The 25554-nt window shown below is 60.9% G+C and carries 19 protein-coding genes; 11 read left to right on the top strand and 8 right to left on the bottom strand.

Annotation, left to right across the window (positions count from 1 at the left end; all coding sequences use genetic code 11):
• The first annotated feature begins 103 nt into the window (after positions 1-103).
• Complete coding sequence (locus tag QP968_RS04730; RefSeq protein ID WP_284855259.1) at positions 104-781, top strand: GOLPH3/VPS74 family protein; 678 nt, start codon at positions 104-106, stop codon at positions 779-781.
• On the opposite strand, the gene QP968_RS04725 is transcribed toward QP968_RS04730, so the two are convergent.
• Genes QP968_RS04725 through QP968_RS04715 form a run of 3 tightly spaced genes read right to left on the bottom strand, consistent with a single transcriptional unit; the run spans position 778 to position 3799 of the window.
• Positions 778-1836: a lipoate--protein ligase family protein gene (locus QP968_RS04725; RefSeq protein WP_284855258.1), complete on the bottom strand. Its 1059-nt coding sequence runs from the start codon at positions 1834-1836 to the stop codon at positions 778-780. The two genes, QP968_RS04730 and QP968_RS04725, sit on opposite strands and share 4 nt — an antisense overlap.
• Positions 1833-2363: a type 1 glutamine amidotransferase domain-containing protein gene (locus QP968_RS04720; RefSeq protein ID WP_284855257.1), complete on the bottom strand. Its 531-nt coding sequence runs from the start codon at positions 2361-2363 to the stop codon at positions 1833-1835. Before QP968_RS04720 ends, QP968_RS04725 begins: the two co-directional genes overlap by 4 nt.
• 47 nt (positions 2364-2410) lie before the next feature.
• Positions 2411-3799, bottom strand: coding sequence for an AI-2E family transporter (locus QP968_RS04715; protein WP_284855256.1), 1389 nt, complete (start codon positions 3797-3799; stop codon positions 2411-2413).
• Between the two features lie 349 nt (positions 3800-4148).
• Here QP968_RS04715 and QP968_RS04710 point away from each other — a divergent pair, with 349 nt between their 5' ends.
• On the top strand, positions 4149-5000 hold the full coding sequence (locus QP968_RS04710; RefSeq protein WP_284855255.1) for a hypothetical protein: 852 nt from the start codon (positions 4149-4151) through the stop codon (positions 4998-5000).
• Between the two features lie 71 nt (positions 5001-5071).
• Here QP968_RS04710 and QP968_RS04705 read toward each other — a convergent pair whose 3' ends face one another.
• Positions 5072-8233, bottom strand: coding sequence for an Ig-like domain-containing protein (locus QP968_RS04705; protein ID WP_284855254.1), 3162 nt, complete (start codon positions 8231-8233; stop codon positions 5072-5074).
• Between the two features lie 131 nt (positions 8234-8364).
• On the opposite strand from QP968_RS04705, the gene QP968_RS04700 reads away from it, so the two are divergent.
• The 7 genes from QP968_RS04700 to QP968_RS04670 all read left to right on the top strand — a co-directional run bounded on the left by QP968_RS04700 (position 8365) and on the right by QP968_RS04670 (position 18219).
• Positions 8365-9174: a hypothetical protein gene (locus tag QP968_RS04700; RefSeq protein ID WP_284855253.1), complete on the top strand. Its 810-nt coding sequence runs from the start codon at positions 8365-8367 to the stop codon at positions 9172-9174.
• 226 nt (positions 9175-9400) lie between these two features.
• Positions 9401-11245 (top strand): molecular chaperone DnaK, encoded by a 1845-nt coding sequence (gene dnaK, locus QP968_RS04695; protein ID WP_284855252.1) that lies wholly within the window; start codon positions 9401-9403, stop codon positions 11243-11245.
• A gap of 12 nt (positions 11246-11257) precedes the next feature.
• Complete coding sequence (gene grpE, locus QP968_RS04690; RefSeq protein ID WP_284855251.1) at positions 11258-11827, top strand: nucleotide exchange factor GrpE; 570 nt, start codon at positions 11258-11260, stop codon at positions 11825-11827.
• Positions 11828-12040: 213 nt separating this feature from the next.
• A complete protein-coding gene (gene dnaJ, locus QP968_RS04685; protein ID WP_284855250.1) occupies positions 12041-13246 on the top strand; it encodes a molecular chaperone DnaJ in 1206 nt (401 codons plus the stop codon).
• 12 nt (positions 13247-13258) lie between these two features.
• On the top strand, positions 13259-13657 hold the full coding sequence (locus tag QP968_RS04680; RefSeq protein ID WP_284855249.1) for a heat shock protein transcriptional repressor HspR: 399 nt from the start codon (positions 13259-13261) through the stop codon (positions 13655-13657).
• Between the two features lie 126 nt (positions 13658-13783).
• Positions 13784-15790 (top strand): Rib/alpha-like domain-containing protein, encoded by a 2007-nt coding sequence (locus tag QP968_RS04675; RefSeq protein WP_284855248.1) that lies wholly within the window; start codon positions 13784-13786, stop codon positions 15788-15790.
• A gap of 11 nt (positions 15791-15801) precedes the next feature.
• Entirely contained in the window at positions 15802-18219 is a 2418-nt protein-coding gene (locus tag QP968_RS04670) for a zinc metalloprotease (RefSeq protein ID WP_284855247.1), read from the top strand.
• Here the strand turns inward: QP968_RS04670 and QP968_RS04665 are convergent.
• Together QP968_RS04665 and QP968_RS04660 are read right to left on the bottom strand one after the other, a co-directional pair.
• A complete protein-coding gene (locus QP968_RS04665; protein ID WP_284855246.1) occupies positions 18216-19967 on the bottom strand; it encodes a pyruvate dehydrogenase in 1752 nt (583 codons plus the stop codon). The two genes, QP968_RS04670 and QP968_RS04665, sit on opposite strands and share 4 nt — an antisense overlap.
• Positions 19968-20034: 67 nt before the next feature.
• On the bottom strand, positions 20035-21264 hold the full coding sequence (locus QP968_RS04660) for an alpha/beta hydrolase (RefSeq protein WP_284855245.1): 1230 nt from the start codon (positions 21262-21264) through the stop codon (positions 20035-20037).
• Between the two features lie 342 nt (positions 21265-21606).
• Between QP968_RS04660 and QP968_RS04655 the strand changes: the two genes are divergently transcribed.
• Positions 21607-22398, top strand: a complete 792-nt coding sequence (locus QP968_RS04655) for a carbon-nitrogen hydrolase family protein (RefSeq protein ID WP_284855244.1) — start codon at positions 21607-21609, stop codon at positions 22396-22398.
• A gap of 6 nt (positions 22399-22404) precedes the next feature.
• On the opposite strand, the gene QP968_RS04650 is transcribed toward QP968_RS04655, so the two are convergent.
• Entirely contained in the window at positions 22405-23223 is an 819-nt protein-coding gene (locus tag QP968_RS04650) for a ferredoxin reductase domain-containing protein (protein WP_284855243.1), read from the bottom strand.
• Between the two features lie 103 nt (positions 23224-23326).
• Here QP968_RS04650 and QP968_RS04645 point away from each other — a divergent pair, with 103 nt between their 5' ends.
• Positions 23327-24664 (top strand): sodium/glutamate symporter, encoded by a 1338-nt coding sequence (locus tag QP968_RS04645; RefSeq protein ID WP_284855242.1) that lies wholly within the window; start codon positions 23327-23329, stop codon positions 24662-24664.
• Between the two features lie 29 nt (positions 24665-24693).
• Here QP968_RS04645 and QP968_RS04640 read toward each other — a convergent pair whose 3' ends face one another.
• Entirely contained in the window at positions 24694-25182 is a 489-nt protein-coding gene (locus QP968_RS04640; protein ID WP_284855241.1) for a helix-turn-helix transcriptional regulator, read from the bottom strand.
• Between the last annotated feature and the right edge of the window lie 372 nt (positions 25183-25554).

Raw genomic sequence — 25554 nt, 5'->3', positions numbered from 1 at the left:
TGTAATCACCACCAAAGCCCCAGAACTGAACTGGTCGGGCTAGACTGGCCCAAGTTCATCCGCTAGACCCGCTAGTTGAAAGACAGTTGAAAGACCATCAACCATGCTCGTTAGTGAAGCACTGTTTCTCTTGCTCTCAAATAAGTCCGCACACCCGGAACTGGGAGTGAGTCACCAGCGCGTTGCCTTGAATGGTGCGTTGCTGTGTGACCTCGTGGCCACGGGCTTGGTAGAGGTCCATGGTGGTAAAAGCCCCACGCTGACCGCTGTTCCCGGCGCAACCGCCCGAGCACAGTCTCATCCGGCACTGGCCCACGGCGTTGAAAGGGTGGAGCGCAAGGGGCAGCCCACTTTGTATTCGGCCCTCAATTCACGGAAGTTCGCTGCTAAGGAAGCGATTGCGGAGCGCCTCATTGAGGAAGGCGTGCTCGATGAGGAGCGCGCTGGTTTCCTGGGGTTGAAGTGGTCCCGCTTCCCTGAGAAGGACGAGACCATTGAGGCCGCCATGCGCCAGCGCTACCGGGACATCTTCCGTGGCAAGGCGGAGCCCCGCCCGGAGGAAGCCATGCTGATTGTGCTGCTGCGCAATACTGGTGAGCTGCGCCGTCAGTTCCTCGAGGAGATTGAGGGCATCCCGTTTGATGCGCTGCGGGTGCGCGTGTATGAGATTGATAAGAATGTCCTGGACGCCGCCACGTATGAGAACGCCGAGGGCATCAACCTCATCCTCGACGGCGTAGCCAGGGTTGCCGCGATCGAGGAAGAGGCGGCCTCCAGCTAAGGCACGCGGTAGGTCCACTCGTCGGTGCTGAACTTTTCAGCCACGAGTTTTTCAGCCGCCGCCAGATCCTCATCAGACAAAGATCCCAGCTGGGAGGGGTAGCGCGCCATGAAGGTGCTGATCAGCGCGTCGATGACCTCTGAACGTGCCACACCTGTCTGGCGGCGCAGCGGGTCCACGCGCTTGGCGGCAGACTGCACGCCTTTGGAGGATAGTTTCACCTTGCCCACGCGCAGGACTTCGAGCATCTTGTCGGCGTTGATGTCGTAGCTCATGGTGGTGTGGTGCAGCACCGCACCGGGGATGCGCTTTTGGGCGGCGCCGCCGATTTTGCCGCCGTCGGAGGTGATGTCGTTGATCGGCACATACCAGGCGTTCACACCTAGGGACTGCAGGCCGGCGAGTACCCAGGTGTCCAGGTACTGGTAGCTGTCCACGTAGCTAAGTCCCGCCACCACATCGTCGGGCAGGTACATGGAGTAGGTGACGCAGTTGCCGCCCTCCATAAACATGGCGCCACCACCAGAAATGCGGCGCACCGGCACGATGTCGTGCTTCTTGATCCCTTCCGGGTCCAACTCATTTTGGAAGGACTGGTAGGAGCCGAAGACCACGGCCTTGTCGTCCCATTCCCAGAAGCGCAGGATCGGGCCCTTGCGTCCGGCCGCGACTTCCTCGAGAAGGTACTGGTCCAGCGCCACATTCACAGGGGTGGGCAGGACCGGGCAGTGGATGACAGTCCAGTCATAGTCCGTCAGGTCCTTCGCATCGAGCAGTGCGCGTCGCGCGACCACGGCCACGTCGCGGGTGGAAAAGCCGTGCAGGGAGACGGGGCCGAGGGGGGCCAGGGCGTCGTCGATAAGTTTCTGCAACTCGTCTGTACTTGCACCAACGGGTGCTCCGATGAGGGCGCCGTTGATTGCGTCGAAGGCTTCCTCAGGCTCGAGGAAGAAGTCGCCGGAGATGCGGGCGTCGGTGATATGCGCGCCGTCGTCGTCGATGTCTGCGACGACGAGCTTGCCGCCGGCGACCTTCACTTCAAAGTGGTGCTTCACTTAGCAAACTCCTCGACGATCGCCTTGTTGAATGCCGGCAGATCATCCGGAGTGCGCGAAGAAATAATTCGCTTATCCGCGACAACCTCCTCATCCACCCACTCCGCCCCCGCATTCTTGAGGTCGGTCTTCAGCGAGGGGTAAGACGTCATGCGAACGCCCCGCAGCGCGTCCGCATCGGTGAGAATCCAACCACCGTGGCAGATCACACCAACCGGCTTGCCTGCCTGGGTCAGCTCGCGGACGAAGGCGACAGCGGCCTCGTCCATGCGGATGTGGTCGGCGTTACCGGTGCCGCCGGGAAGAATCAGGGCGTCAAAGTCCGCGGCGTTGGCCTCAGCCGTAGTCAGGTCGACGTCTACGTTTGCGCCCTTCTTGCCCTCAATCGTGCCGGCCTCCGGGGCAACAACCACAGCCGTTGCGCCAGCGGCCTCGACCGCCTCGCGCGGGCCAGTCAGCTCTGAATCCTCAAAGCCGTTGGTGGACAGGATGGCAACCTTCTTGTTCTGCAATGTGTTTTCACTCATGCGTCCCTAGGGTAGAGAAAAACACCAACCCATGTGTTGCAGAAGGTCTAGGCGTCCTGCTCGGCTTCGTCCTTCTTGCGGCCGATGGACAGCATCCTGTCACGCACGGCTTGGTACGCCTCGCGCCCGTCCATGCCCTGGCTTTGTTGGGTGGCAAGCTGAATATCATCCGCCGTGATCTCCCCGGTGCGCAGGGACACCATCTCCGCCCAGTAGCGGAACCACACCGCGAAGACAGCTGCGATCGGCACAGCCAGGAACGCGCCCACAATGCCAAACAGCGTGCCACCCACCGCGACGGACAGCAGCACGATCGCGGCGTGCATGTTCATCGAACGGGACTGCAGGATCGGGGACAGCACGTTGCCCTCCAGCTGCTGCACCAAGATGACCAGGCCGAGTACCAACAGCGCATTGGTCAGGCCGTTAGACACCAGCGCCACCACCACGGCGAGGGCACCCGCGGTGAACGCACCGATGATTGGGATGAAGCCACCGAAGAACGTGAACACCGCCAGCACCGGCGCCAGTGGAACGCCAAGGATGACGAGGCCGACGCCGATAAAGACGGCGTCGACAAGCGAAACGATCGCCTGCGTCCGAATGAACCCCGCGAGCGTATTCCACGAACGCATTAGCACCTCAGAAAGATGCCAACCCGCCCGCTGACCAGCGTATTTGCGTAGCCACGGCAAGAAGCTGTCGCCGTCTTTGAGGAAGAAGAAAGTAAGCACCAGCATCAGCAGAAGCGTCGTGCCTATCGACGTCACCGCCCCCACACCCGTCACCACACCCGACGCAATATTGGAAGCCTGGCCACGGACAAACTCCCCGATCCTCTCCACAGCTTCCTGAATCTGGGCCGTATTCACATCGAAGGGCGAAGACGTCTCAATCCACCCCAGGATCCGCCGCACACCCTCCTCCGACTGGCGATACAAATCCACCGACTGCGTCTTGATCATCGGCGCCATCGCCGCAAACAACCCACCAATCGCACCAAAGAACGTGATGAGCACCAAAAACACCGCCAACGCCGACGGCACCTTATGGTTCCGCAGCCACCGCACCGGCGGCCACAACACCGTGCAGAAAATCAGCGCCAACAGCAGCGGCAGCACGCCCACCCACACGTAGCCGATGATCTTGAACAGAAACACCGACGCAATCACCACAACAATGAAGCGCAGCGCCCACGCCGAAGCCGCCTTGCCGTCCCCGGCAATCACCTTCGCGCGGTCAATGCTCTCGCCCCGGTTCACGGGCTCCTGCTCGCGCTCTTTATCTTGAGCTTTGTCTGGCTCTTGCTTCTGCGCTTGCTCTCGCGCTTGCGCCTCTTCGCTTGGCTTCTGCGCCTCTTCGCTTTGCTTTTCGCTTTGCTTATCGACCGAATCGATCAACGTCTCAGCAAAATCCTTCGCACCCTTTTCAGTCACAAAGGTGCATTCTGCCAGACATGCGTGAAAAGCAATACCAGCAATGCTGTTGTGCAGCAGGTTTGGGGCCAGGTTTGAGGGTCAGGTTTGAGGGGCAGGTTTGCGGCCGGGTTTATGGGCCGGGGTTTCTGGGACCGAGGTTAGTCGCGTGTGACTTTTGAGTCACTGCAGTTACATCCGACCTGGCCTTTTCTCAAGCTCGTTTCAGACGCGACTAACCGCGCCGGAATGAAGGCGGGTTCCCTGAGGGGGAAAGCACAAGAAACTGGGAATTTCCCTGACAAATAAATGGCAATTGCGTAGCATTCCTTATCGATCCGAAGTTTTCCCCCTGAAAGGAACCCCTGTCATGAAGGTGTCCCGTTTTTCACGCGCTGCAGCCACAGCGGCGCTAACTGTTGCGGTTGCTACTGGCGCAACCGTCGCTCCTGCGAATGCGTGGGAGAACACCTACCAAACCTATGAAGAGGTCGGGAACAACGAAGGCCTGTGCACCCTGGAGTTCACGGCCGACGAGGTTCAGCGCATCAATGACGCTTACAAGTTGATGTTTGAAACAATGGCGGATCTCTCCGCTGAGAAACTTCAGAATAGGGAGAGCGCGGACATTTGGTACCCGTGGGCGAAGGAGAACCCAGACAAGAATCCTTTGGCATGGCACCTTGGCACCAAGTACAAGGGCAAGGACGTCGGTAATGCGCAGCGGAAGCTGGCGACAATCCATCCCAGTAAGAACTCTGGCCCGTACTTCATGGCTGGCAAGTTCCTGCAGCAGTCTCGCGAGCCGATTCTGACCAACGAGACGCTGAAAGTCACCCCCTCTCAGGCTAAGGACATGAAGGGGGCCGGCGCTGTTAAGACAGGCGGTCTCATCGCGCCGGGTCTCTGGGGTCTTATCACTGGCAGCCTCAAGATCAATGACGCCACAGGTATGGCCGCTGAGGCTCTGAACAAGCTGGGGCCGCGCATCCAGCCGACGATTAAGACCTACGAAGAGGCACTCACCGCGTGCGAGGAGCGTCGCAGCACCAAGGGCCAGATCAGCAAGGGCTCCAGTCTCGATACGGACCAGTTCATTGGTGTTGTCGCCGGTGGCATTCTCGGCGGTCTTGCGCTGCTCGGCCTTATCGCTGTTGCGGTTGGCCCGCTGGTCAACGACTTCTTCACTAACTTCTGGAAGAACGCCGGCGTCCTGCGCTAACCCCCACTCAACGAAGTGCTCCCCGTCAGCTGGAACTGTCCAGCCAGCGGGGAGTTTTTCGTGGTTAGCGCCTAGTAGCGGATGCCCATCTGCTCGAACCATTGGCGAACCGGGGGCGACTGAAGCACCACCGCGGCCAGGGCGCCGAGCAGCAGAGCGAGCAGGCTGCCGCCAATCGCGAAGGAGATGGCACGGTTGTTCTCCGAGTTCGAGGCATCAGTGCTTGTCGACGATCCCCCGTCCCCCGGAGTATCTGGAGTATCCGGAGTGGTTTTCTCCGCAACAGTCACGGTGAGAGGTACGGAGCGCTCTCCCTCGGTGCCGTCCTCAGCGAGGACGTAGGCACGCACCTCGTACTGCCCTGGCTTGTCAAAGGTGTGCTTGAAGCGGGCGGTGCCGTCGGGGTCGATGGGGGCGTCGCTGAGCTTGGTGCCGTCGGAAAGCTCAAAAACCATGCGACCTTTTGTCTTCGGCGACGTGCCTGCCGTGAGCGTGATTTCGCGTCCGTCGGTGGTTTCGATTGCGCGGGAGGCGTCCACCGCGGGTGCGGCCGGAGCCTGCTTTTCAGGCTGTGCTGTGGCGGTGGCGGTGACGGTCACCGATTCGGTCGTGGTGGTGTTCACCGTGGTTGGAACAGTGGTTGTGACGGTGGTCGGCTCCACCTGGGTCGTGGTCTCGCGAACTGTTTCACGTTCAGTCTCAACCACGGTGGTGGGCTCGACCTGGGTGGTCGTGTTGGTCACGGTGACGGCGGGTTTTTCGTCGGCGACGATGGCGGAGTGGGTGGATTCGGAGGGGTTGAATGCTGCGGTGTCGGCGGGGGTGAAGGTGGCTTTGAACTGGTAGGAGCCCTTCGGCAGGTCCTTGATGGTGAAGGTGGCTTTGCCGTCCATGACGGGGGCGGTGCCGATGATGTCGGTGCCGTTGTGGAAGGTTACGGTGCCGGCGGCATTGGCGGGGGTGACAAGGGCGGTGAGGTCGATGTCCTCACCGGTGGTCACCTTGGAGGGGCCGGCGAGGAGCACGGCGGTGTCGTGTTTTTCTGGGGTGACGGGTGGTGCCGGATTGACGGTCACGGTGGTGGTGCCGGTGGAGCCGTTGTGGGTGTCGGCGGCGCCGTCGGTGGGGACGTATTCGGCCTTGATGGTTTTAGGGCCGTCGGTCTTCGGGGTGTAGGTGAAGGTGGCGGTGCCGTTGGTGACGGGTGCCCAGCCTTGAACGCCGTTGTCATCGGTGTAGGTGACTAGGCCGGTGGTGGCGCCGGCGATGGTGGCGGTGACCGTGGTGCTTTCACCAAGCGTCAGTTCGTTGGGGTTGGCGGCGAGGTCGAGGGTGGTGTCCTTCTTGTCGCGTGAGCCGATGACCAGGGTGTGTGTTGCTTCGGCCGGGGAGTAGGTGTCGCCGGCGGTGGGGGTGAACACGGCGCGGAGGTCGTGGCGGCCGGTGGGGAAGGTGTCGCTGATGGTGGCAGTGCCAGACGCGGTGCCAGACGCAGTGCCGGTGGCGGTGTCCACGGGGCTGGTGCCCAGGGACTGGTCGCCGTTGAAGAACTCGACGGTGCCGTCCACCTGCGGGGTGACGGTGGCTGTGATGGCTACGTGGTCGCCGCCCTTCTTGTTGTCCTCGGCGGTTAGTTGCAGGGTGGTTGCTTGCTTCTCCACTTCGAGTTCAAACGTGGTTTCAGAGCCTGCGAACGCGTCTGCGTCGGCAGGGGTGAACACGGCTTTGAAGGACTTGGTGCCGGTTGAATCCGGGGTGTAGGTCGTGGTGGCCACGCCGGATTCGGGTTGGGTGGGGTCGGAGAGGGGGGTGGGGGTGGCGTCGATAAGCTCGAAGAATTGCACGGTGCCCGGGGTGTCCGGGTTGACCTTGACTTTGAGCTGCGCGGGCTTGTTCACGGTGCCCGCGCGGTCGCCCATGTACGTCAGGGTCGTGGCGGTTGCGGGAAGCTTTTCGACGTTCACCGTCGTCCCCTTCCCCGTCGCCGGCGTGAACGTCGCTGGGTTGTCTGGCGTGAACTCGGCGGTGATCTCGTTGGCGCCCAGGGGCAGGGTGTGGGTCAGTTCGGCGGTGCCGTTAGCAACGGGGACGGGGTTGCCGATGTTTTCACCGTTGTTCTTGAACTGGACGGTGCCCGCAGCGTTGCCCGGGGTGATGGTCGCGGTGAGGCGCGACTCGGTGCCCTCGGTGACGGTGCCTTTGTCCGCGTTGACGGTAAGGCTGGTCTGTTCCGCCGGCAGCTCGTTGCGTGGCGGGAGTTCCTTCGGTGCGATCTTGAAGGCGGCCTCGTTCATGGGTACGAGGACGTGGAGGTTTTCCATGTACTTGTAGGCGGCGTACTGCGGGATGTGGATGCCGGGGACATCTGGTGCGATGAAGTCACCGCCGAGTTCCCAGGTTGTGCCCTTGGTGACGGTATACGAGCTCTTGTGCTGGAAGCCGATGTATCCTTCGTTGACCGTCGGCCAGGTTTGGCCATCGGTGGTCTGGCCCCACCCCGGTGCTTTAACGAGGGAACCAGACTCTGTGATGGACAAACCGTTTTCATCAGCGCGGGTCTTTACCGCTACGGAGCTATCCGCGTTGTCTGAATCAGCGTGGTAGCGCGCACCAGTGCCTTCAACGTAGGTGGAGCCGGGTGCGGGGTTGAGGCCGACCTCGAAGAGGCGACCTAACTTGGCGGTGGTCATTCGGCCGTTCAGGGTGTAGGTCTCACCCGGCTGGAGTTCGATGGGGTTGTCGGGGGTGCTGACCTGCTTGTTGATGGTGAAGCCGTCGTAGGTGTCCCCGTCGGTGCCGGTGTTACCCTTGCCGTCCATTTCGAACTTGGTGGGCAGCGGGGTGGTGAAGGTGGTGGTGCCGTCGGGGTTGACGGTGTAGTCCTGGCCATCCTTAGTGGTTAGGTACCGGCTGGTCAGGGTGTGTTCGCCGTAGGACTTCGGGGTGATCTCGGCGGTAGCAACGCCTTCGCCGTTCACGTCGGTGGTGGCTACCAGGACGCCGTCGAGGAAGAACTGCACCTTGCCAGTGGTGGCGCCTGGGACAGTGGCGGTGAAGGTGGCCGGCTGCTTCGCGGCAACGGTGCTCTCGCCGGTAACGGTCACCGCCTCAGCGGCCTGGGCGATCGCCGCAGCGATGATCGAGTTGTTCGCTGGGACGACAACAGTGGGTGTGGCAACCGCGAAGGCCGTCAAACCAGCAATAGCAATATGGAAGGGAAAACGACGGGACACGTTGAAAACCTCAAGGTTGAGGCCCTCTTTTGGGCAGAGAGCAGGGGGACAGGGGAGAGATGTAGACAGGATTCTACAATTGTTTGAACATTTCCGGGCAGTTTTAGTTGAAATTGAAAGGTTTTCCTGTCTTGAAGCTTCGTCATGTCGCCATCGCGGTCGCCACCGCCACCGCTGTTGCTAGTGCCACGCTGAGCGTTCCCGCGCACGCGTACACCGTCAGTTATGACGAGGAGACCCACAAGTGCACAATCTCCTTCACCGAGCAGGATCAGGCTCGCGTCAATGATGCCTACAAGAACGTCTATGGGCGGCTTGCGGATCAGCTAGTGCAAACGCTGAGTGAGAAGGAGTCCACCAGTTCGTATTCGCAGGAGCAGCGCAAGCAGGACCTGGATATGTACGTGGCGTGGGCGAAAACGGTGGATGACCCCAACCCGTACTCCGATGACCCTGAGGTGAAGGAGGCGCAAAAGCGTCTGTGGCGCTATGAGCGTCAGAACTACAACATCTTTGTCGCGCTGACCAGGGCGTCGAAGAAGGATATGATCACTGATTCTCAGATGGAGCTCACCCGCGAAGAAGCCAAGAAACTCGGGGAGACCCTGGGGCTGGATCTGAGTACCGTCCTTGGTGGCGGTGGTCTCGGTGGGCTCCTGGGCAGTGTCCTTGGCGGTGTGAGTGACATCAGCCATTCGGTGAAGATCATGATGCGCGAAGATGCCCTGAAGCTTGCCGGCCCCATTGCTGGCTACAACAAGGCCCTGACTTCATGCGCGGAAGGCGCGAGCGACTCCAGCTCCGTCCCGGCCGGTTCCTCTCTGTCATTCACCGAGATGTTCGGTGTGCTCATCGCCGGAATCGTTGGCCTCGTGCTCGTTGCCGCGGGCATCGGCTATGCGGTACGGCCAGCGGTGGATGACTTCTTTAGTTCGCATTAAAGGCTCCTAACCCGACCCTTAAAACCTCACTTGGCCTGCTTTAATGAAGAAAGTTGAGCGGAGTGGGAACAACTTTAAGCGTCGCGCCGTTGTAAGGATTGAGTCAGTCAGGCTCAACCTTGCGACACTGAATTCCCTTTGAGTGGTACAGTGGCTCGCAGAAGTTGAGTCGAAGGGACTTAACTTGAGAAACGAAGACACTAAAACACTTAGGAGGACATGAATTATGGGACGCGCAGTAGGTATTGACCTTGGTACGACGAACTCCGTCGTTTCCGTTCTGGAGGGTGGCGAGCCGGTAGTTATCGCCAACGCGGAGGGTGCACGCACGACTCCGTCGGTCGTCGCTTTCGCGAAGAACGGTGAGATCCTTGTTGGCCAGTCTGCAAAGAACCAGGCGGTGACCAACGTTGACCGCACCATCCGTTCCGTGAAGCGCCACATGGGCGACAACAACTGGAACGTTGACATTGATGACAAGAAGTACACCCCGCAGGAAATTTCCGCTCGCACGCTGATGAAGCTGAAGCGCGACGCGGAGGCTTACCTGGGTACTGACGTCACCGACGCGGTGATCACCGTGCCGGCATACTTCGAGGACGCACAGCGTCAGGCAACGAAGGAGGCTGGCCAGATCGCAGGCCTCAACGTCCTGCGTATTGTGAACGAGCCGACGGCAGCTGCCCTGGCTTACGGCCTGGACAAGGGCGAGAAGGAGCAGACCATCCTGGTCTTCGACCTGGGTGGCGGTACGTTTGACGTCTCCTTGCTGGAGATCGGCGACGGCGTTGTTGAGGTTCTGGCTACCGCTGGTGACAACGAGTTGGGTGGTGATGACTGGGATCAGCGTGTGGTGGATTGGCTCGTCGATAAGTTTAAGAGCCAGCACGGCATCGACCTGACGAAGGACAAGATGGCTCTGCAGCGTCTGCGTGAAGCTGCTGAGAAGGCAAAGATTGAGCTGTCCTCTGCACAGCAGGCTTCCATCAACCTGCCGTACATCACGGTGGATGCGGACAAGAACCCACTCTTCCTCGACGAGAGCCTGTCCCGCACCGAGTTCCAGAAGATCACTTCTGACCTGCTGGATCGCACCAAGCAGCCGTTCAACCAGGTGATCAAGGACGCTGGCCTGTCCGTCGGCGACATTGATCAGGTTGTCCTGGTTGGTGGTTCCACCCGTATGCCGGCTGTGTCTGACCTGGTCAAGGAGCTCACCGGCAAGGATCCGAACAAGTCCGTCAACCCGGATGAGGTCGTGGCACTCGGTGCTGCACTCCAGGCTGGCGTGCTCACCGGTGACGTGAAGGATGTGCTTCTTCTCGACGTCACTCCGCTCTCCCTCGGCATCGAGACCAAGGGTGGTGTGATGACCAAGCTGATCGAGCGCAACACCACCATCCCGACGAAGCGTTCGGAGACCTTCACCACGGCTGAGGACAACCAGCCGAGCGTGCAGATCCAGGTCTTCCAGGGCGAGCGCGAAATGGCTTCCGCTAACAAGCTGCTCGGCTCCTTCGAACTCGGCGGCATCGCACCGGCACCGCGTGGTGTCCCGCAGATCGAGGTCACCTTCGACATCGATGCCAACGGCATTGTCAACGTGACCGCGAAGGACAAGGGCACCGGTAAGGAAAACACGATCAAGATCCAGGAAGGCTCTGGCCTGTCCCAGGAGGAGATCGACCGGATGATCAAGGACGCCGAGGCTCACGCTGACGAGGACAAGGCTCGCCGCGAGGAGCAGGAGACCCGCAACAACGCGGAATCCATGGCGTACCAGACCCGTAAGTTCCTGGACGAGAACTCGGACAAGGTCACCGAGGACATCAAGTCCAAGGTCACCGCTGCTGCCGATGAGGTCGACGAGGCTCTCAAGGGCACCGACATCGACGCCATCAAGGCCGCAGTGGAGAAGCTGTCCACCGAGTCCCAGGAGATGGGTAAGGCCATCTACGAGGCGGAGGCCAACGCTGGCGCCGCTCAGGCTGACGCCCCGGCCGATGACAATGTCGTCGACGCCGAGGTTGTTGAGGACGACGCTGACGCTGACAACTCCGAGGACAAGTAAGGAGCTGCCACCATGACCAACCCGAACCAGCCCACGCCTGAGAACCCGGAAGCTACTGAGGCGACTGACGCTACGGAGGAGTTCGTAGCCGACGAGCTTACCGACACCGAAGGGCTCGACCCCCAGGTCGACCCTGACGTGGACGGCGATGGGGAGGTCTCTGACCTGGAGCTTCAGCTTGCTGAGCGCACGGAAGACCTCCAGCGCGTCAGCGCCGAGTACGCCAACTACCGTCGCCGCACGGACCGCGAGCGCACTCAGATCGCTGATCTAGCGAAGGTCAAGATTGTCTCGCAGCTGCTCCCGCTTCTCGACGATTTGGAGCTCGCCCGCCAACACGGCGACCTGCAAGAAGGTCCCCTGAAGGCATTCGCCGACAACCTGGCCGGGGTTCTGACCGGCCACGGTGTGGCTCCCTTCGGTGATGAGGGTGATGCCTTCGACCCGGAGATCCACGAGGCAGTGCAGGATTTGTCCTCCGGTGATGACAAGGTCATCGGAACGGTTCTGCGCCGTGGCTACAAACTGGGTGACAAGCTGATCCGCAACGCGATGGTGATCATCGCGGATCCTGCAGAGTAATCGCCCAGGCTGACCATGGGGGCGGGACGGGGAACCCCGCCCGCCCCTTTTGCTCGGCGGGGTCGAGAAATCTGGCACCCGAAAAATCGGCTCTTTCGGGCCTAAGGCTCTGACCAGTACTTTTAGTAACTCAACAAAATTGGCTCCCGATGGGGGCGTTAGATATATCGAATTAGTTCCGAAAGCTTCCTATTTGGAAAGGAGGAGGTGCACATGGCTATGCAACAGGAATGGTCCAACAAGGACTACTACGGTGATTTGGGTTTGAGTAAGTCGGCCACCACCGCTGAAATTAAGAAGGCTTACCGCAAGCTGGCTAGGGAGAACCACCCGGATTCGAACCCCGGCAATAAGGCAGCGGAAGAAAAATTTAAGCGCGTGGCTGAGGCGTATGACGTGCTCGGCGATGAGGCTAAGCGCAAGGAATACGACGAGTTTAAGTCGATGATGGACTCCGGAGGCTTCATGCGCTTCGGGGGGAGGGGAGGCTCGGGTTTCCCGGGTGGGTTTCGCACGACGGGCTCCCAAAACTCCTCGGACTTCAGCGGAGGATTCGACGACTTCGGGTTTGGACAAGGCGGAGGATTTTCTGCGGAAGGCGGTCTTGGTGACATCTTCGGTGGCCTCTTTAACCGCGGCGGCAATGGTGGCAGGAATGCTCGGCCGACGCGGGGGGCCGACGTCGAAACGCAAATAACCCTTGACTTCCGTGAGGCGGTGAAGGGCACGACGATCCCGGTGGAACTCACTGGTGAGGCGCCGTGTACGGATTGCCATGGCTCTGGTTCGAAGGACGGCAAAACCACGACGTGCCCGGATTGTTCCGGGAGCGGTTTTGTCAGTGAGCAGCGGGGCGCTTTCGGGATGTCCCGGCCGTGCACTCGCTGTGGCGGCACCGGGCAGATCGTGGAACACCCGTGTGGCACGTGCCACGGTGGTGGGACGGTGCGAAAGACCCGTTCGATCACGGTGCGTATTCCGGCTGGTGTGATTGATGGGCAGAAGGTCCGTCTGGCTGGCCAGGGTGAGGCGGGCCCGAATGGGACGCCGGCGGGTGACCTGTTTGTCAACGTGACGGTCCGCCCGGACAAGGTGTTCACGCGCACCGGGGATGACCTAGAGGTGACGGTGCCGGTGAGCTTCAGCGAGTTGGCTTTGGGCGGCACGGTGACTGTGCCCACCTTGGATAACCCGGTGAAGGTGAAGGTGCCTGCTGGTACGCCGAATGGTCGGACGCTGCGCGTGAAGGGCCGTGGTGTGCCACGCCGATCGGGCACGAATGGTGACCTGATGGTTACGGTGCAGATTACGGTGCCGAAGAACCTGGACACGGCAGCGACGAGTGCGCTGCGTGCCTACGCCCAGGCGGAGAAGGACTCTGGCTTCAACCCGCGTGCGGGTTGGGCCGGGGCGGTCTAAGGGGTGAGCGAAATGGCTAGTTCGGAACAGTATTCAGGCGAGTACTTTGTCATCTCCGTTGCCGCTGAGCTCACCGGCATGCACGCCCAGACCCTGCGCACGTATGACCGGATGGGGTTGGTTAGTCCTGTGCGTACCTCCGGTGGCGGTCGCCGCTATTCGGAGCGCGACATCAAGCGCCTGCGCCAGGTTCAGCACCTTTCCCAGGAGGAGGGTGTGAACCTCGCGGGGATCAAGACGATCATTGAGCTTAGCGAGCGGATTGATCAACTTGAGGATGAGAATGCACAGCTCAAGGAGCACCTCGCGCAAGCACGTGTTGCTTCTCGACGAGGTGGTGAACTCGTCCACGTTCCCCGCTCCACCGCGCTGGTGGCGTGGTCCCGTTCGACTCGTCGTGAGCGGGGCTAGGGGAAGCTGATATTTCCTGGCCACACTTGTGCGTGGTCGTGTGTGTTTGCCTCCTGCGTTGTTTCTGGCAAGATCAGTTACAGGTATGCCCTTTCGGGGCATGAAAAGAGAAGAGGACGCACCGTATTGAGGTCTGCACACCGCCGGATCACGGCCATCGCTGTCGCTATGACAGTGGGGCTTTGCGTTCCTTCGTTCACGATGCATGTCGGTGGGCCACACGGCTTTGGTCCAGCTGTTGCCCAGGCGCAGCAAGCTGAACCCCGTGTTGTGTACATCGGGGACCGCGTGGTGCTCAGGCCGATTGATTACACGCCGACGAAGCAGGAGTGGGTTGTCGGCGGAACCGTGGTGAAAAGCTGCGAGTTCCCCAACGGTTTTGATGCTTCCTCGTGTGCGCTGCGCATTGATTATCCGGCGGGCACCCGCATTGATTTGGTGAGCTATTCGCCCACGCATGAGAGCACCATCCCGCTTGTGGTGAAGGACCCCGCAGCCGGGTTTGGCTTCGCAGGTACGCAGGAGACGACGGTGAGCCGTGAGGTGGGGGAGACCGTGGCTTTGCGGGTGGACGAAGAGTTGCCGCCAGCGGCGAACACGATTGTGTGGCGCCGGGGTGCTCAGGTGGTGAAGAAGTGTCAGGTGGCTTCCGCTGCTGACGTTGCCGCCTGCTCTTACACACTCGGTGCGGAAGACGAAGGCAAGGAGGTCACCGTGGACCTTCTGTACCGCAACCGCGCTGTGTCCACTCTGACTATCAACGTGGGTGCAGTGACACCGGAGCCGGGGGAGGATGAGCCGGAGGATGCCACGTTGGCGGACACGCATGAGCCGGTGTACCCGCCGTCCTTTGCCCATGTTGGCCAAGGCGGGAGTAGTCATGCACCCACCTTCAATGTGGTCCATGGGGGTGTGACTTTTAACCGCCAGCCCACACCAGAAGGCACGAGCTTTGAGGTCGTGTCTGGGACTGCCGTCGTGGATGCGGAAGGCAAGCTGACGGTGCTTACTCCGCCGGGCATGCAGGTGGGCGAAAAAATCCCCGTGACGGTGAAGGTGACCTACGCAGACGGGTCCTTCGACACGGTGGTCGTGGAGTTCTTGCTGGTGGGCGACCTCATGGCGGAGAAGTACTCCCCGGCGTATGAGGAGAACCGCACCGCGGCAAAGGGCAAGACGATCACCGTGCACCAAGTCGGGGAAGCCAGCATGCCCGAGGTGGAGTACTTCGTGGTGGAACCCGCGGAAGGATTCCGTGGCTGGCTGGTGGGCATTGATAAAAACACCGGTGCGCTCCGCCTCACCGCACCTGAAGAAGATGCCACCCCACTGACCGTCACCGTTCATGCGGTGTACCCCGATGCATCAGTCGATGAACTTACGGCCACTGTCCGCATCAACCCTGAGGGCAGCGACGCCAGCCAGTTCCTGCCATCCCAGCCTGTCCCGATCATCGTTGCGCCGGGTGAGGCCGGAAGTTTCACCCCACAAGGGTTGCCTTCGGGAACAACGTTTGATTCTGTCAGTGACGGTGGCCTGGAAAATCTCACCGTTGACCGTGGGACAGGGCAAACTGACTTCACCATGCCGCGCGATGCTGTTCCAGATGCGCTGTACCTTCCCACCATGGATGTGCTGTACTCGGATGGCTCGGACAACCGCATTGCTACTCCGGTTCACGTTTCCTCCCTTGCGCAAAAAGCGCGGCCGAAGTGGGGCGCAATCACGGTTCGCGCAGGTCGAAGCGCCAGCGCCGCACAGACCGGCACGGTTCCTGCCGGCACCACTTTCGCGTTACCACGCAGCTTCACGCCAGAAGGGTGGCACGTGCGTATCGACGCGACCACGGGCCACCTCACCGTCACCACCACCCGCAACGCCACCCCGGAAAACCACATCACCATCCCCGTGATCGTGACCTATTCTGATGGTTCCCATCGGGAGGTAGCGGTTGAGGCGGAGATGACGGGTGGGGGCCAGGGGTCGTCGATAAGCGATAGGCTGAGATTGAGCACTCTGGACTGGGTTGGTCTGGCGATGACTCTCCTCGTGGGGATTCTGACGACACTGGCTGCGTCTCAGCGTGCACTGCAACTTGTTGAGAAAATCAACCGGCAACTGCAAGCGAGGTAACAATGCGTGCGATGCTCCCAAGACTGATAGCTGCAGCAACAGCCGTCACGCTGGCGCTCAGCGGGGCAGTTTCTCCTGCACACAGCCAAGAGATCGCACAAACTGAGACCTCACGCGCGACCGCGAGCAGCGGCAGCTTGGTTGGTGCGAAACTCCTGCCGACCAATAAAGACAGTGCTGAACTGACCTGGCGCTCCAGCGCGGGCACGCTGCTGACGCGACTGGATTCCACCGTGTACCTCAATGGCATTCCGCAACGCAGTGCTGCTGATTCTGTGACCACCCGCCGTGAAGGTGCAACCGAAATCTTTAACGTGCGCAGCATCGATCACGCAGCCGGCTCCAATACGGGCATTGAAGTCCTGCGCACCTACCGCATCGACGGCACCACCGCCACACTTGATGTGACACTGCGCAACACCACATCGCGCGAACAGAGGCTTCAGGTGGACCTACGCCACGCCGGGGTTCATTCCAGCCCGAACTTCACCGCCATGTCTGCCGACAACACGCTGGTAGCCACCACCACGCGCCCGGACTACACCGTCAGCGTGGACTTTGACGGCAACCCGCAAGCAACCGGATTCTCCGGCGACGGCACCTGGCCCGACGTGGCCTATGGTGTCGACGGCGCCAAAGGGCAGCGCGGCAGCGGTAGCGCGCGCTACCAAAACGGACGCTGGTTCAAGCCTCTACAACCGGGTGAAACGTTCACAGGCTCCATCAGTGTGACAGCCGTCCCGGCTGTACGACCCACGGACGCTGACGGTGATGGCATCCCCGACGAATGGGAACGCCACGGCTTTAAGCCCACCCCCAACGAACACTTGGACTTCCCCCGCTGGGGCGCATCCCCCGACACACGCGATGTGTTCCTCCAACTCAACTGGATGCAGCCCGAAGTGGACTCTAAATCCTGCGCACCTGGTGGCCGTTACGCACGAACGCCCCGCGGCTACACCGACTTCCTCGAGTGCGCGGAGGCCAACAAGAACGAATACCGGCCCTCCAAAAAGGCTCTCCGGGACCTCATTGACCTGTTCAAAGACAAAGGCATCAATCTGCATATCGATGCCGGAGAGTGGTTCAACACCTTCACCACCAACCCCGCCGAGATGAAGGGCGGACCGACGGTGCCGTACCGCGTCCCGTACTACGCATCCGAGGACACCATCAGTCCCACCCTCTTTGCGGACCGCGCCGACTACCTTGGCGCACGTGACGGTATCTTCCGCCTGGGCATCATCGGCGATCAGCTACTGGCCGGCGACTACTCCTCCGGTGTATCCACCACTCCCGGCGGCTCCTTTTACGTGGCGAAACAGTCCACCATGACCAGCGACGAGCAGGTACGCAACACCATCCTGCACGAGCTTGGCCACAACCTTGGTCTCACCCACGCCGGCACCTCCACCGTGCCAGCCAACCATGGTCTATCTAACCTGCCCAACTACCTGTCCACGATGAACTACCTGTACCAGTTCTCCCACTTCGGGTACTCCGACCGGGAATACCGTGATGGTGGTGCGTTGCCTTTGGTGTGCCTGGTGAAGACCTGCTACGAGGGCCCCTACACCGTGCCGGCTGACTGGGACAACCTTCTCCTCGCGGACGGCCTTGGCGGTTTTGTCATTCCTGACACCGACCAGCATGACCACCACCAGGAGGACTCCACCGTCCGCGACCTGGAAGTGATCGCCGCCGACAAGAACTCTGGCAAGGGTGGCTTCCGCCTCACCCAGGACCCGGACATCCACAACGGCATCATCCCCGCGCTGCCCGCGAACGCTATCACCGGGGAGATCACTAACCGCGGCCGGAAAGAACAAACCTTCATCCTCGAAGCCACCTACCCCGGTGGCCCCATGTGGCGGGAAAGATTCCGGGTTGAGGGCATCCCAGAGGACCTGCCTGAGGATGACTCCACCAACCCCACAGCCGGCAAACTCCCGGTGACCATCCCGATTGAGGTTGACCGGACCTTCACCGGCTCCTCTTTGCCCGTAACCATCCGCCTGTTCAACGCGGCAGGGGTGGAACAGTTCAACGAAACTTTCTCCATCCCGGTGCTGGATTACACCGCGGAGGATATCTCTAACGTTTTGACGGAGGTTCTCGCCGACCCCACCATCGACCCCAAGGTCAAGCAGGCAGCAGAACAAGCTCTCGCCAGCCTTGGCAGCGCCGACGGCGACAGTGGCGACAGTGGAGATGCTGGCGACACTGGATCAGAGCCCAAACCGGGCACGAACCCTGGCAGTGATCCCTGGGTGAATCCGCCCGCCCCAGGCACGACGACCACACCCCCGCTACCGGGGGAGGAGGGCTTGGGGTGGAAGATTCCGCTCATCGTCCTCGGATCCCTCCTCGGCCTCGTGGGATTGATCGAGGGGCTGCGTTGGATCTGGGAACAGTTCGTGGAGTTCTAGAACTCGATCGCCGCCGCACCCTTGATGTTGCGGAGGTTAGAGCGGGCAAGGGTGACCATGTTGCCAATCCCGCCGTCGAGCACCGTCTTCACCGCGGACTCCGTGAAGCCCTTGATCATGGACCAATCAAAGTTCGGCGGCAGGGACAGTGCATTCGGGTCGGTGACAATGTCCACCAACACTGGGCCGTCGTGTGCCAAAGCCTTCTTCAGGGTCTTCTTTAGATCCTGTGGCTTTTCCACACGGAAGGACGTAATGCCCGCTGCGGATGCAATATCTGCAAAGTTGACGCCCTCGTGGGAGGTACCAAACTCCTTCAGGCCAGCCACCATCATTTCGAGTTTGACCATGCCCAAGGTGGAGTTATTAAACACCATCATCTTCACCGGCAGGTTGTGTTCCTTCACCGTGATGAGCTCGCCCAGCAGCATGGCCATACCGCCGTCGCCGGAGAATGTGATCACCTGGCGGTCACGGTCCGCAGCCTGCGCACCAATTGCTTGGGGTAGCGCGTTGGCCATGGTGCCGTGGCGGAAGGAAGCCAACTCGTCCTTCTTGCCGTTCGGGGTGATGTAGCGGGCAGCCCACACGTTGCACATGCCGGTGTCGACGGTGAAGAGGGCGTTGTCGTCCGCAAGCTCGTCGATAAGCTCCGCAGCATACTCAGGGTGAATCGGGGTGGCTTTCTCGTTGTGGCCGAAGTTCTCAATGACGTTGTTGAGCAGTTTCGCGTGTTCCTTGAGCATCGAATCGAGGAAGGAGCGATCCTTCTTCTCCTCAACGTGCGGCAGGATGTTCTCAATCACGCTCTTCACATCGCCCACAACCGGGTACTGCACCTTGGTGCGGCGGCCGATGTTCTCCGCCTTGATGTCCACCTGTGCCACGTTGTTGGTGGGCAACCACACGTTGTATGGGAAGTCTGTGCCCAGCAGGATGAGCAGGTCAGCTTCGTGTGAGGCCTCGTAGCAGGCGCCGTAACCAAGCAGCCCGTTCATGCCCACATCGAAGGGGTTGTCGTGCTGGATGTGCATCTTGCCACCGAAGGAGTGCCCGATGGGGGACTTGATCTTCTCCGCTAGTGCGAGCACTTCATCCCGGGCATCTGCCGTGCCAACGCCACAGAAGAGCGTCACCTTCTTTGCCTCATTGATGGCCTGCACGAGGCGTGCTGCCTCTGTTGGATCTGGGAAGACACGCTTGCTATCACCGCGCGCGATGGTGGAATCCAGCAGCGGAACATCCGCGGCTTCCTGGCTAGCAATGTCACCGGGCAGCACGAAGACAGACACGCCCTTGCCGGCCATCGTCGATTGGATTGCGTGGTGCAGGATGCGTGCGCCCTGCTCCGGTGAGTTGACCATCTCGCAGTAGCCAGAGCACTCCGCGAAGATCTGCTCCGGGTGCGTTTCCTGGAAGAACTTCGAGCCAATCTCCTGGCTGGGGATGTGGGATGCGATGGCCAGCACCTTCGCGCCGTTGCGGTGCGAGTCATACAAACCCTGAATCAGGTGAGTATTGCCCGGGCCACAGGACGCAGCACACACGGCGAGCTCACCGGTCACGAGTGATTCGGCCCCCGCAGCGAAGGCTGCTGCTTCCTCATTACGGACGTGAATCCACTCAATGCTGGATTCAGCCACTGCGTCGGAGACAGGATTCAGCGAGTCACCCACAATGCCGTAAATACGCTTAACGCCGTTTGCCTCGAGGGTCTGGACAATCTGGTGCGCAAAATCTTTATTCATCTTTCCTCCGTCACATGTCTTCTTGTCTGTTCCCACGGTACGCTTCTTTCGTGGATCGCTTTTCTGCTTAGCGACGCACCGCCTCTCCCACCGCCCCTAGAAACTCCCCGTCCGCGAAGTAGGCGGAGTGCCCGCCGCGAATCCCGGGGATCCGTTCCGCCCCAAACTGTGGGCTTGCCGGGTTGAATCCGTGGACCGCACCAGGGCCGGAGCGCAGCGCCAAAATCGGATCGGTGGGGGAGTCCGCCACCAGTACCCGGGTGTTCGCGCCGATGAGTGTGAGCTCATCCACGTTTCGCGCCGGCACACCTGGGGAACCAGCCAAGATCAGTTCATCGGCGAACAAGCCGTGGTCCATCGCAGCTCGCGTGGCCACGACAGAGCCGTAACTATGGCCGATGACAACGTGGCGGGCATCCGGGAAACGCTCATCAAGAGCCATCTGGAAAGCCGCAAGATCATCTGCGCCCGCCCGCGCATAGTTCGGACTCGCCCCCTGCGGCAGTGTCGCTGGGGGCAGGTAGCCCTGCCACACCACCACCGCACCACCCGTGGTGGTTGCGATGTGCTGTGCCCGTGCGATCGCGCCGGGCAAATGTGCCGGATCACCACTAGAAACACCCGCTACCAGGGTGGTCACACTAGACGGGTTGATCCGCCATGAATCATCACCCGGTGGGCCCACCATGACGGTGTAGCCATCGCCGTAATTCGGGCCAGCGTCGTCCCGGAGGGGAGTGGCCTCCAAGAGCAGGCCGTCCGCACCGCGGATCACGTCCCGGACGGAAGCTGGAGCGGTGCCCAGATTGCGTTCACTGATGTGCTCAAGCGGTTCATCGGGGTGGAAGACAAGCCGGTCCAAATCAGCCTCGTGCGCCAAAAGGCACGCTCCCGAAACGGAGGCCGCGCAGGCTTGGTCCAGCAGCTGAATCTGAAGCGCAAGCGTTGCCAACGCCGCCTGATGGGCCAGCGCGAGGCCCGGTGATACCGCTGCGAGGGGAGCCACGCCCAGGCTGCCCTGCCCGGCGAGCGCCTCCCACGTCCGGTCCAATTCGCGCTGCACCTCCGCGGCTGTATCTAACACGTCAGCTATCGCGGTAAGGCGGGCAGCGGGCTCCTCCAAAGAGTTGCCCAACTTGGTCAGGAGATCTAAACCTTGGGTGGCGGTGGGGCCGTCCAAGCCGACGTCGCGAAGCAAACTGCGATGAGTCCACGTATCGGTGACCCGCGAACGAAGATCCCCGGACACCTCGCGCATTCGCGCGGCAGAACGAGTGAGTTCACTGGCTACGAGCATCAGGCACCCCCAAACCCGTGTGAAGAATCAACGTGGCGCACCGCATGGGCAAAGGCGGCGAGATCAGCCGCCTGATCCGTCACATTGCGGGAACGGGTGGCTATTCCGTTGAGCAATATTTCGTGCGCTCGGGCTAACGCAACGGCGGTGAGACTCGGAGTGGATAAACCATCTAACTGCGGTAAATGCCACTCGGGGAACGTAGGAAGACTGTGTGCTGGTGCTTGGATGTAGTTCATATTTCCGAGCAAAAACCATGACGCCTCCAAGCGCAAGGAAAAAGCCCAAAATGGCGAAACGGGCCTGTGGAATTCGTTTCAAATTCCACATACGCTGGTGCGCATGCGAATCGGAATCGTGCAAGTCACCACCACAAAAGACACGCGTGAAAATTTGTTGCTTGCCACTGAAAACATTCGGGAGGCGGCCACGCAGGGAGCCACGCTCATCGTGTGCCCGGAAGCAACATCACAAGCCTTCGACTCCGGTCGCCTAGACACCCAAGCCGAAGAACTCGACGGGCCCTTCTCTACTGGCCTGCGTGAGCTTGCTGCCGAGCTCGACGTCACCATTGTCGCCGGCATGTTCCGTCCCGCTGACACCCAGGGGAAGATCAACCGCGTGTACAACACCGCCCTGATCACCGGCAATGGCCACCACGAGGGGTACGACAAAATCCACACCTTCGACACAGCCACCTACAGTGAATCCGACACCGTCAAACCTGGCACCCGCCTGCACACCTTCACCCACGAAGGGGCCACCATCGGCGTAGCCACCTGCTTTGATATCCGCTTCCCGGAACAGTTCAAACAACTCGCCCGCGAAGGTGCACAAGTCATTCTTGTGCCCACCAGCTGGGCCGATGGGGAGGGCAAACTCGAGCAGTGGAACACCCTCGCCCGCGCCCGTGCACTCGATGCTGGGGTGTTCATCATTGCTGCTGACCAGGCGCGACCAGGTGGTGTGGCTGAAGCAGGGAAGAGCTCGGGTCCCACCGGTATCGGCCACTCCATTGCCGTTGCGCCCGACGGCACCGTCATCGCCCAAGCCGGGTACGAGCCCGAGGTCTTTGTTGTGGACATCGACCCCGAACAGTCCCTCAAGCAGCGTGCAGCCCTGCCGCTGCTCTAGCCGGCTCTAATCGGCCCGCGTCAACCTCAACCAATCTGAGGCGTCCGCCAACGCCCGCAAGCCCGGCTCGTGCGCACCGGCCGCGTCCACGAGCAGCTCCACATTCACACCACTGCCACGCTCAGCCGCACCAAACACCGCGGCCCGCACGCCCGCCAACGCCGCACCACGCGCATCCACAGTGTTGGTCAGCCACACCGGCTCACCGCTGGCGCGCCCCAACGTCCAATACTCACCCACCTGCGGAATCTGCGACGCGTCCACATCGCTAGTCAACGTCTCCGCAGGCAAGAAAAACACCAGCTCACCAAAACTATTCGGCGGAATCGCCGGGGCCAATCTATCCCACTGCGGATCCGTCCCCTCGACTTGCGCCGCTGCAGCGATCTCTGGGCGCAACACGGGGAACGTTTGCCCCGCCTCATACTCCACCGGCACGGAAGCGGACAGGTAGACGGCCCAGAAGGCGATCGCGGTGTCGTCGAAAAGCGGAAGCACCCCAATCACCTGCATCGCAGTCGCCGGCGGCACACCCGCAAGATCCGCCTCCCGCGCCGCGGCCCCCATCCGCGACAAGCCCGCAATCATATGCTCCCGCACCTCATCCATCTCCGGGTGCGCCTCCAACACCGCTTTCACAGGGCCCACCACGTCATCATAAGAATCAGCAGAAACAGCAAGCCTTCGCCTATCGACGCCCACCGCCGCCCACCCCTTCTCATCCCCCAACAACGCCTCCACTAAAGCGCGCGCCTCCGGAACCTCGGGCAGGCGACTGACCAGCTCTTCTACCAAAGACGGCGACAATTTCACGCGTGGCGACATGCAGTCCAAGATACCGTGTCCCCCGAGACGGCTAAGCTAGCCGAGACAGAACCTTGCAGATCCCACGGATCTGGCGGAGAAACCGAGAGCTGAAAGGTCCACCATGGAATTCACCCCCTACGTGTTGCTCACCGATGTCGGATGGATCTCCATCCTCCTCATCATCGGCAACATCCTCCGTCAACGGGTCCGCGTCCTCCAGCAGCTCCTGCTGCCCGCGCCGATCACCGCCGGACTCATCGGCCTGTTCCTCGGCCCCGAAATCCTGGGACTCATCCAGTTCTCCGACCACATCGGCGCCTACACGTCACTCCTCATCGCCGTCGTCTTCGCCTCCATGGCCTACTCCATGGACCTCGGCGGATCCGTGGCCAAAGGCGCACGCAACATGTGGGCATTCTCCACCACCATGTTCATGTTCCAATGGGGCCTCTTCATCCTGTTGGGCATCTACCTCTTCAAACCCGTCTTTGGCACCGAGGATTGGTTCGGCATGATGCTGCCCGTCGGCTTCGTCGGTGGCTTCGGTACAGCCGCCGCCGTCGGCTCCTCCCTCGAAGACACCGCAGGTGCCGTCGCCGCGTCCTCCCTCGGGTTCACCTCCGCAACCGTGGGCACCATCGTGGCCATCATCGGTGGCGTCATCGTGGCCAACTGGGGCATCCGCACCGGTCGCGCAACTGAACTCCAAGGTGAACTGCCCAAGGAACTGCGCTCCGGATACATCGAAGACGAATCCCAACGCCCCTCCATCGGTAAAGCGACCACCAACCCGTCCTCGATCGAACCGCTCGCCCTCCACGGCGGATTCATCGTCTTCACGGTGCTTGTGGCCTACCTGGTTAACGACCTTCTCTCCACCGTCCTCGGCAACGTATCTATCCCGCTTTTCGCCCTCTCCTTCGTCATCGGCTTTATTGGCCGCGGTCTCCTGCGCCTGTTTAAGAAACCGAACTACCTGGACAAGGACACCGTCACGGCCATTTCCGGCGCGGCGACCGACTACATGATCGCCTTCGGCATCGCCTCCATCGTCCCCGCAGCCCTCGCCGCCTACTGGCAGGCACTCGTTCTGCTCTTCGTCCTCGGTCTCGTGTTCTGCCTGTTCTACCTACTGGTCATGGCCCCGTTGTACTTCGGCGAACAGTGGATCGAACGCGGCATCTTCGGCTGGGGCTGGGCAACCGCCGCGGTGGCCACCGGTATTGCCCTGCTCAAGATGGTTGACCCGAAGCTTAAATCCGGCACCCTCAACGAGTATGGCGTCGCCTACGTCGGCTTCGGCCCCTTCGAAATCGGCATGACCATCCTCGCTCCGATCGCCGTGCTTGCGTCCTTCACCGGTGCGTTCGGCTGGGTGTCTACGCTCATCGCTGCCGGCATTTTCATCATGAGCTTCGCCCTCAAATGGGTCCCCGTCCGAGACAGCGCCAAGACTTAATCGCGCCCTAGCGGCGCCCTGATCACGCCCTAACCAGCCTCTTTGTCCCGCGTGGCCTTCGCGGCAAACCAGACGCTGATGCCCTCCCGCATCGCTTGCCTCGAAGCCGCCTCGATTCGGTCCAGGACATGCCACGGCGCCAGGTCCGTGATCCGCCGTTTCAATCCGCCGACGCGCTTTTTCAGCTCCTCATCCTCCGTGTAAAAATACGCGAACACAAGCGCCAAAAGCTCCAGCTCGTCATCATCGAAAATCAACGGTGGCATCTTCTCGCCGCGCATCAACCGGTAAGAATTCGACTCCCGCCGCGTCGTCTTAATCTCAAATCCAACGGCACGGAGTGCCTGGATGTCGCGCCTCAACGTTCGCTTATCGACGCCCAATTTCCCCACCAACTCCTCCCCCGTAAACGCCTGCCCCGTTTGCAGCGCCGCCATCAGCTCCGCCCCGCGCAGAAACGGTGGGCATTTCGGTCGTCCCTCAAAAACCGAAATTTCTGAAATCTCCACTCGCTTCATCTCGAGTGTTCCCCCCTTTTGCTCATCCCCGCAGCTGCCAATAGCTCCCTGTAGTGCCCCGTAGTTACCCCTGGTTCCCCTTTGGTTCCTCCGGGTTCCCGAAGCCCCTTTCATAAAAGGTGCCCTAAAGGTGCCTTCGACGTTAATCGTCTTCAGTGCGCCGCACCAGCAAAAACTGCCCACTTAAGTGGACACCGAAACGTTCCTTCCTTTGCTTTCGTTCTTCATGCAGCTCTGGAGCAGATAGGCGTATATAGGCGTATATATGCGTCACGGACGATGCGGACAAATCTGTCCACCGGCGCGCTTCCGTAGCTTTGGCCTGCGTCTTTGCCGCGTTTAGATGTGGACACACTGTGCGTCCGCATCGAA

This window comes from Corynebacterium sp. MSK041 (assembly GCF_030232265.1).
GTDB lineage: Bacteria > Actinomycetota > Actinomycetes > Mycobacteriales > Mycobacteriaceae > Corynebacterium.
Note: the sequence above shows the minus strand (reverse complement) of the source record. Positions and strands in the feature narration are given on the sequence as shown.